At 44.7% G+C, this 15451-nt stretch carries 16 protein-coding genes; 14 read left to right on the forward strand and 2 right to left on the reverse strand.

Annotation, left to right across the window (positions count from 1 at the left end; genetic code table 11):
• Nucleotides 1–2: 2 nt before the first annotated feature.
• Nucleotides 3–701, reverse strand: coding sequence for a response regulator transcription factor (locus AC58QC_RS11405; protein ID WP_497415261.1), 699 nt, complete (start codon nucleotides 699–701; stop codon nucleotides 3–5).
• Nucleotides 702–896: 195 nt separating this feature from the next.
• On the opposite strand from AC58QC_RS11405, the gene AC58QC_RS11410 reads away from it, so the two are divergent.
• The 6 genes from AC58QC_RS11410 to AC58QC_RS11435 all read left to right on the forward strand — a co-directional run bounded on the left by AC58QC_RS11410 (nucleotide 897) and on the right by AC58QC_RS11435 (nucleotide 7017).
• A complete protein-coding gene (locus AC58QC_RS11410; RefSeq protein WP_497415262.1) occupies nucleotides 897–1571 on the forward strand; it encodes a response regulator transcription factor in 675 nt (224 codons plus the stop codon).
• Nucleotides 1568–2992: a HAMP domain-containing sensor histidine kinase gene (locus AC58QC_RS11415; RefSeq protein WP_497415263.1), complete on the forward strand. Its 1425-nt coding sequence runs from the start codon at nucleotides 1568–1570 to the stop codon at nucleotides 2990–2992. Before AC58QC_RS11410 ends, AC58QC_RS11415 begins: the two co-directional genes overlap by 4 nt.
• Before the next feature lie 87 nt (nucleotides 2993–3079).
• Complete coding sequence (locus AC58QC_RS11420) at nucleotides 3080–3688, forward strand: undecaprenyl-diphosphatase (protein ID WP_497415264.1); 609 nt, start codon at nucleotides 3080–3082, stop codon at nucleotides 3686–3688.
• Between the two features lie 47 nt (nucleotides 3689–3735).
• A complete protein-coding gene (locus AC58QC_RS11425) occupies nucleotides 3736–4854 on the forward strand; it encodes an MGDG synthase family glycosyltransferase (RefSeq protein ID WP_497415265.1) in 1119 nt (372 codons plus the stop codon).
• Nucleotides 4855–4876: 22 nt separating this feature from the next.
• Nucleotides 4877–5662, forward strand: coding sequence for a polysaccharide deacetylase family protein (locus AC58QC_RS11430; protein ID WP_497415266.1), 786 nt, complete (start codon nucleotides 4877–4879; stop codon nucleotides 5660–5662).
• A 209-nt stretch (nucleotides 5663–5871) separates the two neighbouring features.
• Nucleotides 5872–7017, forward strand: a complete 1146-nt coding sequence (locus tag AC58QC_RS11435; protein ID WP_497415267.1) for an MFS transporter — start codon at nucleotides 5872–5874, stop codon at nucleotides 7015–7017.
• 218 nt (nucleotides 7018–7235) lie between these two features.
• On the opposite strand, the gene AC58QC_RS11440 is transcribed toward AC58QC_RS11435, so the two are convergent.
• The gene (locus AC58QC_RS11440) at nucleotides 7236–7403 is read right to left on the reverse strand and encodes a XapX domain-containing protein (protein ID WP_497415268.1); all 168 of its coding nucleotides are present in this window, start codon (nucleotides 7401–7403) and stop codon (nucleotides 7236–7238) included.
• A 399-nt stretch (nucleotides 7404–7802) separates the two neighbouring features.
• Between AC58QC_RS11440 and AC58QC_RS11445 the strand changes: the two genes are divergently transcribed.
• From AC58QC_RS11445 to AC58QC_RS11480, 8 genes are all read left to right on the forward strand, one after another.
• The gene (locus tag AC58QC_RS11445) at nucleotides 7803–8813 is read left to right on the forward strand and encodes an ABC transporter substrate-binding protein (RefSeq protein WP_497415269.1); all 1011 of its coding nucleotides are present in this window, start codon (nucleotides 7803–7805) and stop codon (nucleotides 8811–8813) included.
• The gene (locus tag AC58QC_RS11450; protein WP_497415270.1) at nucleotides 8794–9801 is read left to right on the forward strand and encodes an ABC transporter substrate-binding protein; all 1008 of its coding nucleotides are present in this window, start codon (nucleotides 8794–8796) and stop codon (nucleotides 9799–9801) included. Before AC58QC_RS11445 ends, AC58QC_RS11450 begins: the two co-directional genes overlap by 20 nt.
• Nucleotides 9798–10949 carry a phosphotransferase enzyme family protein gene (locus AC58QC_RS11455; protein WP_497415271.1) on the forward strand — a complete coding sequence of 384 codons (1152 nt, stop codon included), beginning with the start codon at nucleotides 9798–9800 and terminating at the stop codon, nucleotides 10947–10949. The genes AC58QC_RS11450 and AC58QC_RS11455 overlap by 4 nt, the downstream gene beginning before the upstream one ends.
• 233 nt (nucleotides 10950–11182) lie before the next feature.
• The gene (locus AC58QC_RS11460) at nucleotides 11183–11935 is read left to right on the forward strand and encodes an ABC transporter permease (protein WP_497415272.1); all 753 of its coding nucleotides are present in this window, start codon (nucleotides 11183–11185) and stop codon (nucleotides 11933–11935) included.
• Nucleotides 11936–11946: 11 nt separating this feature from the next.
• On the forward strand, nucleotides 11947–12708 hold the full coding sequence (locus tag AC58QC_RS11465; protein ID WP_497415273.1) for an ABC transporter ATP-binding protein: 762 nt from the start codon (nucleotides 11947–11949) through the stop codon (nucleotides 12706–12708).
• A 31-nt stretch (nucleotides 12709–12739) separates the two neighbouring features.
• A complete protein-coding gene (locus AC58QC_RS11470; protein ID WP_497415274.1) occupies nucleotides 12740–13588 on the forward strand; it encodes a MerR family transcriptional regulator in 849 nt (282 codons plus the stop codon).
• Nucleotides 13581–14414: a sulfurtransferase gene (locus tag AC58QC_RS11475; RefSeq protein WP_497415275.1), complete on the forward strand. Its 834-nt coding sequence runs from the start codon at nucleotides 13581–13583 to the stop codon at nucleotides 14412–14414. Before AC58QC_RS11470 ends, AC58QC_RS11475 begins: the two co-directional genes overlap by 8 nt.
• Before the next feature lie 527 nt (nucleotides 14415–14941).
• Nucleotides 14942–15412, forward strand: a complete 471-nt coding sequence (locus tag AC58QC_RS11480) for a phage lytic cycle repressor MrpR family protein (RefSeq protein ID WP_497415276.1) — start codon at nucleotides 14942–14944, stop codon at nucleotides 15410–15412.
• Nucleotides 15413–15451 lie beyond the last annotated feature (39 nt).

Genomic DNA, 15451 nt, shown 5'->3' on the forward strand with positions numbered 1-15451 from the left:
AGCTAAAGCTCCAAAATGTAACCAACGCCGCGGATTGTTCGAATCGTCGGAAAAGAGGTAGTTAGCTTTTTGCGAACATATCGGATATAGACATCTACCAGATTAGAATTTCTCAGAAACGTATATCCCCATACATCGTTCATGATCTGCTCGCGACTGAGAATTTCATTCGGATGCTCAATCAAATAAATGAGTAGTTGAAATTCCTTAGGTGTTAAATCAACCTTAACGCCGTTACTATGAACCTCTCTCGTTCTGAGATTCACGACAGTTTCTTTCAGAGAATAGATGAGCGGCTCATTTTTGTTATGAGGGTTATTGGATTCTCTTGGTCGATTATGGTAACGCATGCATGCGCGAATACGAGCTAATAGCTCATCCATGTGAAAAGGTTTAGTGACATAGTCCTGGCCACCAAGGTCAAGTCCATTCACAATATCAGTATGGTTGCTGCAAGCAGTTAATACAATAATTGGCGTTTCTCTATTCACTTTACGGAAGCGATTTATGAATTCAAAACCGTTTATTCCAGGTAAGAGAATATCAAGAAGAATGAGATCCCACACGTCGTTCAATGCTTTCTTTAACCCGTCTAAACCATCTAAGGATAACTCGACAGAATATCCAGCATATAAGAGCTCTAATTGCAGAAGCCTTGCTATTTTCTCTTCATCTTCGATGACGAGTATTTTGCTTGTCATGATTACCAACTCTTTTCTGCATAGATCAATAACCTATAGTCAATGCATCTTATGCTTGATGAAAGTGGTAGGTTCGATTTCTTTTTTATCTGTTGCTGGTTTCGGTTTTCTCATGCTAATCTCATGAACAATCTGTATAGTTGATATAGTATAGCCATTCCAAGTTCAATTTGCACATGTGGGGAGATGCCGCCGATGAAGCGCATATTGCTTATAGAGGATGAAAAAAATCTTGTCCGTTTTATTCAATTGGAACTCGAACACGAAGCGTTTGTAGTGAAAGCAGCTTATGACGGGAAAAGCGGTCTAGAACTAGCTCTTCAGGAAGATTGGGATCTGATCCTCCTGGATGTTATGCTGCCCCAAATAAACGGAATTGAAGTCTGTCGACGTATTCGCGCGGCCAAGAAGACACCAATTCTAATGCTTACAGCAAGAGATAGCGTGGAAGATCGTGTATCCGGATTAGATAGCGGGGCTGATGATTATATTCCGAAGCCTTTTGCCATTGAGGAGCTATTAGCGCGTATTAGGGCTGTTTTTCGACGTTTGGAGCTGGAAGGAAATGCACAGCATGCACAGCTTGCTTTTCAACATATAAGGGTGGATCTGGATGCTAGGTTAGTCTACAAAGATAAACAGCTCGTGGAACTGACAAAAAGGGAGTTCGATTTATTAGTGATGTTTATGAAAAATCACCATCTTGTCCTGACACGAGATATGCTGTTGGATCAAGTCTGGGGATTTGATTCACTCGTGGAAACGAATGTGGTCGATGTTTATGTCAGATACTTGCGAAACAAATTAGATCATACGGGTGAGAATAGCTGTATTCAAACCGTACGGGGAATAGGATACGTGATGCGATGAGAGGACGTTTAACGAGATCAATTCAAATTCTTCCTATCAAATGGAAGCTCATGTTGGGAGCTGCTTTGCTGATCTTCCTGCTATTTGCCTCCTATAATTTTGCGCAATATTTAGTACTGAAGCAGTGGATGATGAAACAAGAGGAAGATAAAATGCAAGTCAATATGGTACAGTTCCAAGACTATTTCCAGGATAAATTAGCTGCAACCAACGACTTGCAAATTGCGGATAGCCAACTCTATATCGAGAAAATGACGAGTAAAAACCAATTGGTGCGTATTCTCGACAAGGAGGGCAAGCCGTTAGTAACCGTTGCGAACCATTTTGGGGTGAACTGGGTGGTGCCGAAGTCAGTGATTGTTCCAGAGCTTTACGATGTGACGACGCACAAAGAGGATCATATTCTCATTTACCGGAGTCCGTTAGTCGCAGGGAGTTTCGTTGGAACCATAGAGCTAGCGAGTAACTTAGAAACTTTCGATCATTTCAGTGAGACCTTGTTATGGGTGATGTTGATCGGTGGGATTTTAGCGGTTTTTATAAGCGTGCTCAGTGGTTTAGCCATTTCTAGGCAGTTTATGCGGCCGATACGCGCACTGGCGTCAACGATTCGCAGCGTGAAAGAGAAAGGACTTTCCGAACGTGTTACCGATATTCAAAATGGAGATGAGTTATCTAGCTTAGCCAAGCTATTTAATGAATTGATGAGTCAACTTGAATTTTCTTTTCTTCAGCAAAAACAATTTGTAGAAGATGCCTCACATGAGTTGAGGACACCGATTACGATCGTGGAAGGCCATTTGTCATTATTAAATCGATGGGGGAAATCCGACCCTGCTGTTCTTGATGAGTCCTTGGAAGCTTCACTTCAAGAAGTTAGGCGTTTGAAAAAGCTGGTTCAAGAGTTATTAAGCTTAACGAAAGTAGAAGCCAACTTTATAAGTAATAGCATCACACCTATCCAATTGGAGCCGCTCATTCATGAGACGTTGAAACGATTTGAAGTCATGAATGCTGAATTCGAATTTATTGAGAAAACGGAAACCATTAGTGACGTCATGCTGCTCATGAATCCGTTGCATGTGGAGCAAATGCTGATGATCATTTTGGATAACGCAGTGAAATACTCAAGTTTAACGAAGCGGGTCATCATTGAGGGGATCCGCCTGAAAAATGAGGTGCAAATCATTGTACAAGATCATGGCATCGGGATTCCTGAAGCTGATTTACCTTTCGTATTTGATCGTTTCTACCGGGTTGATAAAGCAAGAAATCGTGAGATTGCAGGCACGGGACTTGGTCTCGCGATAGCGAAGCAACTCGTTCTCAATTACCAGGGAAGCCTTTCGATATCAAGTGTGGAAGGTGAAGGTACCCGTGTACAACTGACTTTCCCTCTACACCCTATAATGGATGCCTAGTTTCTCATCTTCCTCTCATTTTCATCAAGTAAAGTTACTGTAAAGCTTGTAAGAGACATTCAGTAACGAAAGAGGATGATTGTTCGTATGTTAGATTTGGATTATCAATGGTTTCAACAGATTAATGAGCTTGGGCACACCTTGTCCGTTCTTAATCCCATAATGCGTATATTTGCTTCCTATGCCGAATATGTGTTTTACGTAGGCGTTTTTGTGTACTGGCTTACAAGGCATGCGATCAAGCGGCAAATGGTTGCAGAATCACTCCTATCTGCTTCTATTGCATTAAGCTGCAGTGGGTTGATTGGGCATTATTTCTACCGCGATCGTCCCTTCGTGACTCATTCCGTGTTGCAATTGATTGCACACCCAGCTAATGCCTCATTTCCAAGTGATCATGCCGTTGGAGCATTTGTGATTGCAACATCTATTTGGTTATTTCGCCGAAAAGAAGGAACCGTGTGGCTGCTCTTAGCTGCCTGTATCGCGTTCTCACGCGTATGGACCGGTGTTCATTATCCATTAGATGTACTAGCTGGTGCCGGAATTGGCATGATTGCCGCGGCTGCTGTTCATCAGCTTTTTATTCGCTCAACATGGGCAAAGAAGTGTTTAGAAGCAATTATTCACTTATATGAAGCGATAGAATCTAAAGTGTGGAGTCGAAAAGACTCACGCGAAACTGCGATGAAATAAGGAGTGCTCTACTGAGATGTTGGTGATGAAAGGTGGTTACCACTTACATGAACGCTAATCCTCGTGTATTAATTCTTACGGCTAGCTACGGGAATGGTCATCTGCAGGCTTCCAAAGCCTTGTATCAGCAATTCTTAGAGCAAGGAATAGATCATGTGAGAATCGTTAACCTCATGAAAGAGGGACACCCGTTCATTAATTTAATTACGACTACACTGATTAATACTAGTGTGAGAGGTTCACGCTTTGGTCTTGATTATTATGGCTGGTGTTATTATTTAACTCGTGAGACGAAGCAGACTGCGCTTTTTCAGAAATCGATGGCCTATTTAGGTCAAAGGAAATTAAAAGAGCTCATTCAGCAGGAGCAACCTGATGTGGTTGTTAGTACGTTCCCCTTTGGGGCGGCCCCGGAAGTATGCAGCTCGATGGGGGTTCAGAACTTCACCGTACTTACGGATTACGCTTTGCATGCGAGTTGGCTGCATCCGAATGTCGATAAATATTATGTAGCAACAGAGGAATTAAAACAGCAAATCGTATTTAATGGCGTTAACAAGGAGCGGGTTGAGGTAAGCGGTATTCCAATTCGTCAAGAATTTGCAACGGAAAGCTTAATGGCTCGAGGTCGCAAAGGAAGGCTCATTCTCATTATGGCAACCGATAACAGCGTAAATAGCTATATGGAGGATATGCTTAGTGCTTTAACTATGTTTGCTCAATTCCGTATCATTGTTATTTGTGGTCATAATGAGAAATTACGTCAGAGGCTTCTTGAAATGTTTGCAACGAACCCTAGCATCTGCATTTTGGGATATGTGGACAACGTACACGAATGGATGTCAAAGGCAGTCTGTATCATAACGAAAGCGGGAGGATTAACAATCACGGAGGCAATTGTCCTTCGGCTGCCACTTTTCATTTATAAGCCGCATGCAGGGCAGGAAAAAGAGAATGCTTTATACCTCTCATGTCGGGGGCTGGCTTCAATTTCGAATAGTCTAGAGGAATTAGTCTCGAATATGGATTATTTATTTCAACGTCCAAGTCTGTATGAAGAGATAAGAAATCGTATGGCAGACATGCAACGAAGTCAAGCAGCTGCTTATATCGTCAGTGATATTACGCATAGATTGGCTAGGGAATCGATCACATTGTCGATTTAGAAGTAAATTGGGAGGGCCACAGATGATGATACATCTACACGACAGCCATTATGGATCGCATATCGTATGGTCGATACTTATTGGACTTCTAATCTATACAATCATACCTACAGTCATTGTTCGACTAGGTGGATTTGGCGCCTACCGTAAGGGGAAGAGAGCAACGGGGATTGCGCTGACGTTTGATGATGGTCCAGATCCAGTATTCACACCGCAACTCTTAGATATTTTACAAATACATGGCATTCAAGCGACTTTTTTTGTACTTGGCTCTAAAGCAGAGAAATACCCTGAACTCATCAGAAGGATACATACAGAAGGACATTTGATCGGCATTCATAATTATATGCATTGGACAAATGCCCTACTGACCCCGAAGAAGGTGAGAAAGCAATTATATGATACCGTAACGGTCATCGAGAAAATTATTGGCGTGACACCCATCCATTATCGACCGCCATGGGGAATTATTAATGTGTTTGACTTTCTGCACATGAAACAATTTCGACTCGTATTATGGTCCCTAATGGTTGGCGACTGGAGTTGCAGCGGGGGCAATGAAAGACTTAAGAAGAAGCTATTCGCGAGGCTGCAAAGCAACGACATTATCGTACTGCACGATAGTGGACAGACATTTGGTGCGAATCCATATGCGCCGATATATATGTTGGTAGCGTTGAAGGAATTTGTGGAAGAATGCAGGAAACAAGGAATTCCTTTTATGCGAATTGATTTAAGAATGCAGATGGATGATCAAACCAAGTTTGACATAGATCATATGGATCTGGATAATCAAATGTTTTATTAGCATGTTCGCGAGTAATGTGGTGACGTTTATGATGACGACATGAAATTACCTACAACGAAACCTTGATAAAGCAAGGTTTTTTTGCATTTGTAGGGATATTCTTGTCGCTTTTTTTGCGACATGAATATCCCTATAAAGCGTGCTAATGACTAACCCTTTTCATGAAGAATAAACTAATAAAAGTAATTCCAAGAAGGGAGGTAATGGCGATGCGAGCGAGCGTAATTATAGGTGTTGGTTGGGTAACATTATTTCTAATGGGAACTGACTTATTTGTGGTCTCGCCGTTATTGCCTTTCATTTCGGAAGAATATAAGGTTAGTTCCGCGATGACTGGATGGATGGTAACCGTTTTTGCGGTTACATATGCTTCTTCGGCTCCTTTCTTTGGATGGCTTTCAGATAAAAAGGGACGGAAAGCTTTTATTACGTTTGGCTTGTTACTATTCGCTTTTTCTAACGCCGTAACCGCTTTTGCTCCTTCATTTATTTGGCTAATTGTTAGTCGTATTTTAGCTGGATTATCTGTTGCTTCAATTACTCCATTGATATACGCAATCATAGGAGATATTGCGCCACCTAATCGAAGAGGAACATGGCTTTCGATTGTTGTTTCAGGACACTTAACGGCACTTTGGGCAGGGGCTCCATTTGGAACGTTATTAGAGCATTTTCTTGGATGGCGTTCCGTTTTTATTGTTATGGCTCTTCTTGGAGCAATATTGTCGGTAGTGAATTTCAAAACATTGACATCTATTCCTAAATGCAAATCAACGAGAAATTCTTTATTGCAAGGCAATCTACTAAGAATACTTAGTTCCGTTAGTGTTACCACCATTTGGGCGATTTCGATGTATGCCCTTTATATTTATTTAGGTGCCGCTCTTTATTCCGCAAATAAATTCTCATCATCTGAAATTGCATTAGCTATTACTTTTTATGGTGTCGGTGCTGTTTTAGGAAGTCTTACAAGTGGGCAACTAACAGATAAATTCGGAGAAAGAAAAATTTCGCAGATAACGCTAGTTTTCTTGACTTTAATACTCATTTCTATAGGGATATTCTTCTCATCTGGAGACTGGATTTATTTCTTTCTGTTTTTATGGGCTTTTTTTGGATACGCAGGATTTACATCATACCAAGCACGATTAGCAGTGGAATATCCAAAAGAACGTGGAATTATTATGGCTTGGAATAATACAGCACTTTATATTGGTATCACCATTGGTTCAATGATTGGAGGTTATGTTATATCTAATTGGGGGTATTCTCTAATCCCATATGTGTGTAGCGTTACAGCAATCATTAGTTTTGTACTTAGTGCGCAGAAAGTAAATGGAGCAAATCAAACTTAAGCTTTAAGCTAACGGAAGAACGAGAGTTCAACACCGAAAGGGCTGCCGCTGGTAGCCCTTCTTCGCTCAGTTAATGGGCAGCATAGTTAATCGGCCGTTTTAATGATGGGAGCTCCCTTCAAAGGGCATTTGCTAAGAGGTCAGGATATATCTCACCAAGTATGCGGGGCGTACTGACCAGTGACGTCTGTGGCCATGGCCGCCTGATTTCGTTTGCCCTATGTATAATGCCGGATTAACCATTCCATGAGTTTACCTCCTACATAAACACCCATCACACCCATAACAGCAGAAAATACTGGTGGTGCTGGCAACGGAAGGCGAAACAACTTGAAGATAACACCAACTATCGCTCCTGCCAGAAAGGCGAGAAAAACTTCTTTCATTTAGTTCTCCTTCTTTTTCTGTTTATTATAGGATTTGTTAATATTTCCTGTAGTATTCGTACTCAAAAAAACGCGATCTACCAAGGGTTGCTGCGTGGACCTAATAAAAGCGATAAGACAACAATTTCAATGATTGTTGTCTTATCGCTTTTATTAATTTCACATTTTTGTTGGATCAAACTCAGCCGGCCAAAGCTTGGGCGAATGATTCGCAGGTGCGCTCCGTATACGCAGCGTATGAAATTGTGTCTGTTTCTCTTTAATAGTCGCATAAAAGGAAATAAAATGCTTGACCCTCCAGTTACCTGTAGGGTTATTATTTTAATTACGTAGTAAACGCATCGGAATTATGGTATATAATTTCGAGAGAGTGTTTTCAGGAGGAGAATGATCCATATTATGAAACGAAGCTTATTGATTCTATTGAGTATTGGAGTAGTGTCCGCAGTGATTTTATCCGGGTGCGGAAGCGATGATCGAAAGCAAGGCTACGGGGGAAGAGGTGGTATGGAACCAACCAGAGTCATACTTGACTGGACTCCGAATACGAACCACACCGGCTTATATATTGCTTTGGAGAAGGGCTATTACAAGGATGAAAGACTGGATGTTCAAATTATTCAACCTTCCGAGGGAACGACGTCCACCTTGGTTGCCGCAGGAAAAGGCGACTTTGGCGTCAGCTACCAAGAGGATGTGACTTATGCGTTAACAGGGAAGGATCCCCTGCCAATCAAGGCAGTCGCAACCATTATTCAGCACAACACCTCTGGCTTTGCTGCACCCAAGAGCAAAAATATTGATAGTGTGAAGGATTTCGAAGGCAAGTTTTACGGTGGCTGGGGTTCACCCTCGGAGGAAGCAATTCTTCGAGCTGTCATGGAGAAGAACGGGGTCGATTACGGCAAGCTGAATCATGTGGATATTGGTAACGACGATTTCTTCGCCGCTACGACGAAAAATGTTGACTTTGCCTGGATTTTCGAAGGCTGGACTGGAATTGAGGCCAAAATCAACGGCATAAATCTGACCTATATTCCGGCTCGGGAGCTTGATCCGGCACTCGATTACTACACGCCAATTCTGATCGCGGGGACCAAGACAATTGCCAATCAGCCTGACAAGGTGCGCAAGTTCCTGAAGGCAACGGAAAAGGGCTATCGCTACGCGATTGATCATCCGGAGGAAGGTGCAGAGCTGTTACTGAGGCATGCGCCGGAGATTAACAAGAACCTGGCAGTGGAGAGCCAGAAATATTTGGCAGCCCAATATATCGCCGACGCGCCGGCATGGGGGCAGATGAAGGCGGAAGTATGGAGTAGATATGCGCAGTTTTTGAAGAGCAAGGGATTGATACAGTCGGATTTGAATGTGGAGGAAGCCTTCACGAATGAATTGCTTCCTAAGTGAGGACAGCTTCACCGACCTAGCAGTACAGAAGAAAACAGACCCTAACGAAAAGGATGTTGACCTGATGAAAAATGTGAAGGTAATGCTGGAATACTTTTACCCTTGGACCAATGCAGCTGGATTCTACTATGCGCGTGAGCAGGGATGGTACCGGGATGCCGGTCTTGATGTGGAGTTTACGGTGTATGATCCCGGACGGGGGGACACGCTCGACTATCTCGCTACAGGGGATGCGGATTTCGGTATCTTCCCTAGCAATCGACTGCTGGTGCAAAGAGAGAAGCAGCCCGTCGTCATTGGCGTGGCCGCTATTAATCATAGGGGAATGGAGACGGTGCAGACCGTGCGAAGTACAGGAATTCGGCGTCCGGCTGACTTGAGCGGCAAGCGGGTAGCCATGAATCCGACCCCACGGGGGCTCGCTATGATCCGACATCTGGTTCGCGCCGACGGCGGAGATCCGAATGGGATCATTGTGGTCGACCGCGGCACGCGGGAACTGAGTCCTGATGCGATTGCTGCCGGGGAGGTGGATGCGACCTTCGGAAGCTACTGGGCATGGGAGATTCTGATGAACACTGCTATTCCGGAAGAGGAGCGAATCGTATGGCCTGTGGATGAGATCGGGGCGCCGCCCTACCATAGCTACCTGCTGGGAACGCAGGAGGAGAAGACTCGGCGGGACCCTGAGACTATACGTGCGTTTTTGGCTGCTACGGAACGAGGCTACCGGACTTTGGCCGCGGACCCGCTCAAGGCAGCACCAGTCTTCGAACGCTTTATTCCGTACTTCCCTACTCAACTCGTTGAGCGCTCGCTGCCGCTTATTGCAAGTACTTGGCTGCATGACGGTGTCTGGGGCGTACAAAGAACCGAGCTGCTCGCTCCTTATTCAGAGTGGCTAGCAAACCATGGCATTTTGCAGGACCGAGACGGCTGGAAGACCGCTTATACGAATGAATTCTTACCTCGGAGGGATATCAGATGAATGATCAAACGAACATGACAGAGGTGCAGGCTCACGGGATGGGAACGACGCTTGTCCGGCCGGATTGGGCCCCGATTACGTTGGAGGAGGCTAACCGCCTTCTCAGCTTTTATCCTGACTTGGAGGAAGCTTCGACTCTTATATGGCATAGTCCGCGTCCATTCTCCAGCGCCACAATTGCTGTTACATCTACAGTGCGTCTATTTGTGAAGAGACACCATCATTCTGTACGGGATGTATCTGGATTGACGGAGGAGCATCGTTTTATCAGGCATCTACGGAATGAGGGGATTCCGGTCAGCGATGTTCTTGCCGGAATTGGCGGTCAGACGGCCTTCGAAATGGACGAATGGACGTATGAGGTGCACCGGCTTGCCAAGGGACTTGATTTATACCGAGATGCTGTCTCATGGAGCCCTTTTCTCTCCGAAAAACATGCCTACGCAGCTGGTGAAGCGCTTGCTCGGATGCATCTTGCCGCGGAAAACTTCGACGCTCCGCCAAGGCCGGTCCGTGCGCTTGTATCGAGCTTCTCGATCTTTGCTTCTACAGATCCTCATGCAGCGATGTCGTCATATATTGCCGAGCGGCAGGCATTAGCGGATTACATCCGCAATCGCCCTTGGGAGCGGGACCTGAAGACGATTTTCTTGCCCCTTCATGCCCGCCTTGCTCCATGGCTTAGTGATTTGCGCTCACTGTGGACGCATAACGACTGGCATGCCTCGAATTTGCTGTGGGATGACCGTGACGGAACTTCGAGCGTTGAGACGATTATTGATTTTGGGCACGCGGACCGGACGAATGCCGTCTATGATCTGGCTACGGCCATCGAGCGCAATATCATTGAATGGCTCGCGATTGATGAAAGCGGGCGGCATGACATCGTGCATTATGAGGAGCTTGAAGCCTTGCTGTCCGGGTATGAGTCGATCCGTCCTCTAAGCGATAAAGAGTCGGCGGCTCTCGCGGCGATGCTCCCTCTAGTGCATGCGGAATTTGCCCTGTCCGAGATTGAATATTTTGCAGGTGTCGTTCGTTCGGCTGCCAATGCCGATCTAGCTTATGAGAGCTTCTGGCTGGGGCATGCGAAGTGGTTCGAAGGGCAGGCAGGACGGGATTTACTTGGATATTTGAAAAAAAGATAACTCCGATCTTGGAGTGGGCTGCCAATTAGTAGTTGACAGAATAACGGGATGTTGTTAATATCATACAAAACATATCGGAATTATAGTATTTAAAATGAATTAGCGGATTTAGTGATAAAGGACCATATCACCAATGATCCGGTGTATGGTTTCTTTCTTGTTTCCTAATCAAAGAATAGCGGAATCTCATTTCTACTTGAAACGCGCAGATAAATGCAAAGGTGTGACTACCCATGAACATGCTCAAAAGACTGGATCAAAGGCTGTATCCGATTGCCACTCTTCTTTTTGCAGTAATTGTATGGCAGCTGATCGTGACTTTGGCCCATGTACCTATATATATTCTGCCTTCGCCTCTCGATACGGTGGATGCGCTCACCAGCGACTTTGGTACGATAGCAGGTCATGTTGGCATGACTCTTTATGAGTCCATCCTCGGGTTTGCACTTTCGATTTCGTTAGCATTCGTGCTGGGCATTCTGATGGACAGCTTCGTTATAGTGAAGAAGTCACTTTATCCTATCCTGATCGTCTCCCAGACTATTCCGACCATCGCCCTTACTCCACTGCTCATCGTCTGGTTTGGCTTCGGCATTTTGCCGAAAATTCTCATTATCGTTATGGTGTGCTTTTTTCCAATTTGCATTAGTCTTGTGGACGGATTTGAGAGGGTGGACAAAGATTATCTGAACTTGTTTCATTCATACAAGGCATCCAAGCTACAGACGTTCATTCATTTGAAGCTTCCTTATGCGCTCGTCAATTTCTTCTCCGGACTCAAAATAGCGGCAACCTATATGATCATGGCGGCAATTATCGGAGAATGGCAGGGCGGAATCAAGGGGATCGGCGTCTATATGGTACGCACCAAGAATGCTTACGCGCTCGATAAAGTGTTTGCGGCAATTCTGGTCATTGTCATCCTCAGTGTTACTTTCATTTATCTGATCAACTTTATTGCCAAAAAAACGACACACTGGAAATAGCGGAGGTTAACATGCAAGATAGAGCGCTGTTGGAAAAGACTGCACCGTGTTCCCGCGATAAGGGCACCTTGATCCGTCTGGATCGTATCAGCAAGTCCTACGGTCCCACTGAGATCTTGAAGAATGTCTCCCTGAATATAGGCAAAGGGGAGTTCGTCTCTATTCTTGGGCCAAGCGGCTCCGGAAAAAGTACATTGTTCAACATTATAACGGGTCTGGTGCCGGCGGACGGGGGAACGCTGCAAGTAAACGCGGAGATCGGATATATGCAGCAGAAGGACCTGCTTCTGCCTTGGAGAACCGTGCTGGACAATATTGTGCTGCCATTGGATTTGAAGGGCTTCGATAAAAAGGCTTCGCGGGCCAAGGCGGATTCGTTAATTGACCGCATGGGGCTGAGGGGGTATGAGCACTGTTATCCGAGCCAGTTGTCCGGAGGAATGAAACAGCGTGCGAGCTTCTTGCGCACCTTCCTTGCTACGGGTGAAATTATGCTGCTGGACGAACCCTTTGGCGCGCTGGACTCAATTACTAAAGAGAGTATGCAGGCTTGGCTGCTGGAAGTTCAGGAGGCTCTGGGCGTTACGATTCTTTTTATTACACATGATATTGAAGAGGCAATTTTCTTGTCTGATCGGATTTATGTGCTATCTTTCCGACCTGGTGTTGTTAAGGAGGAAATTCGGGTAGACTTTGGCCACGGGAACAAACGGGAGAGACTGATCAATCCTGAGCTTCTGATCATAAAGAAAGCGATCAAGGATCTGCTGTAGTACAGGATGATGGAGTGAAAGGGGGCGCAGCATGGAATGGTACACCATTGGAGAAGTTTCGAGGCTATGTAATATTCCGATTCGGAGGCTTCGTTATTATGACAATATCGGCTTGCTGACGCCTGACCGAATTGTTCCTGAAACCAATTACCGGTATTACTCTATGGAAAGTATACGGAAAATTCCGCTTATAAAATATTACAAGCAGCTTGGCTTCAAGCTCGCAGGTATTTGCCGAATGCTGGAGCGACCGAACTTTGATGTATTGGAAGACTACATGGCCAGAGAGCTGCTGGTTGTCGAGAAGCAAATGGCTGAGTTGCAGAAGAAGCATTTCGCCATTAAAGAATGGCAGCAGCTTCTGGAGCAAGGAGAATCACTTCTCGAGGAGTCGCAGGAGAGTAGCAAAATCGCGGTTGCGAGCTTTCCGCTCTACCGGACGATGAAGTACCGCTACGAAATCCAGAATCATCAAGCTGTAGACATTGAGGTTCTTTACAGCAATCTTCTCGTCGAATTATGCAGTCGGAATAATATATTTGCCTATGGGCCGTTTATGCTTTATTTTAACGATTTCGATCAGCGCATCAATCATACATTCACAGGCGTAGACTGTTACACGGCCGTTATTGAAGATGAGACGAATGCTGCACTTACGACAGAGGTTGGGGGGTTCCAGGTGTTAAGCGCCATGCACAAGGGAGATTACCGAACGATCTCTGACACGTACCGCAAACTCCAGGAATGGGCGAAGCAGAAGGAAATTCCACTGCAAGGAGCTTCATATGAGCGGTGTATCATCGATCCCTGGAGCACTTCGGTCAGCGACAACTATATTACGGAGATCATTTTGCCAATTGGAGGAAGTGCCCATGTCTAATTTAATCCACTCATCTGAAGCTTTCAGGCGGCTCAATGATTCGAACACCGTATTTACGGACGTCCGCTTCTTGTTAGGCGAACCGTCAGCCGGTTACGATTCATATTTGCTGAGCCATATTCCCGGGGCAGTCTTCTTTGATCTGAATACGGACCTCTCAGGTCCTAAGGAAGCACACGGAGGCGGGCACCCGCTGCCCCATCTGGATGCGTTCGCAGATAAGCTGGGAAGGGCCGGTATTGATGAGAGCAGTGAAGTGATAGTATACGACGATCAGGGAGGTAGTATTGCTTCGCGGTTGTGGTGGATGTTGAAATATACCGGACACGAGCGAGTAAAGCTGCTGTCCGATGGCTACTCAGGCTGGCTGGCAGGTGGTTATCCGGTAACGGCAGAGCCGTCTCTACCTGTAGCTAAACGGTTTTTGCCCCGGTTGGATGAGAGTTTGCAAGCGACAATGAGCGAGGTTAAGGCTGGAATCGGTCAGGACGATCAGGTGCTGTTGGATTCGCGGATTTACAGGCGTTATACAGGCGAGGATACAACGAAGTATCTCAAAGCAGGTCATATTCCAGGCGCGATTAATCATTATTGGGAGGAGGGATCTCCCGGCGGCGTGTTCCTTGGTGCGACCGAGCAGCGTAAGCGTTTTGAGGCTATTCCGTCAGACCGGAAGATCACCGTTTACTGTGGTGCAGGAGTCACTGCTTGCCCTAACGTGCTAGCTCTAACGGAAGCTGGGTACGATAATGTGAAGCTTTACGTAGGCAGCTGGAGCGACTGGATTTCGTATGAGGATAACCCGGTTGCGAAGGGCGAGGAATAAGGGGCGTAAGACCGCGTCCGACGGGCACTTAGGATACAGACCACAAAGTGCTGTAGGTTCATTCTCTGTTACAATCTAGCTGCTCCAAGTCAACAAGGAGTCAACAGAAGCTTGTTGAAATATGATAGGAAATGACAACCAGATGTGTTTTATCTCAATAAATGCTTCATGTGTACATTGAACTAACGAATGATAGCTCAATAAAACAGTAGGCTGCCGGACCATTCCATTCGGCAACTGGCCTCTTAGCGGTTTCTCCTGTTTAGAATAGCGTGTTCTTTAAGGCATAATAGATAAACAGTTACCAAAGACTGATCGTCATACAAATGAAGCACATCAGAGATATTAGGCGGACTATCGCTTAAATGTCTTTTTTTGCGTTTCACACGTATTTTACTAAAACTAAATGTCGAAAAGTATTTTTTTTACATCCACTTATGTGACAAAATTCTCGGTACATTTCCTGTAAGATGTTTTCAGCTACCGTACATCAATAAACACAACTGAAGGGAATGACTCACAAACACATGAAAGATTTGTCAATCGAAAAACTTATACAAATTGAAAATCAGTGCCATAATCCACAAGATGCTATTATTATTCGTTTATTTTTAGAAAGTGTTGAAATCCATGAAATTGTTTATTTGAAAAAACAATCCCTTGAACCTATTAAACGCATTTTAACGATAACCGATTCTTCAGGAAGAAAAAGACAACAGTCTGTTAGCCCTAAGTGCGTTGAATTATATCAGAAAGCAATAAATCAAGAATTTTATCTTTCAAAAGAAGAAGTTGTTGCTCTAAGGGACACTGCTTTTTTAATAAAAGCAAGCTTCATAGATTACGTTGCCTATGAAAGCATGATTCAGGATATGGATTCCGTCATTTTGCGCACGATCTATAAGAGACTTCACGATATAGCAGAAATTTATTCATTTCCGGAACTTACTTATCTACATACGGGAACACATTTAATTAGAGAGCTCGTAAAAATCTGAATGGTCACTAGGACCGGTATTTACGTGATGCAAATTTGT

This window comes from Paenibacillus sp. J22P51, from assembly GCF_059692215.1.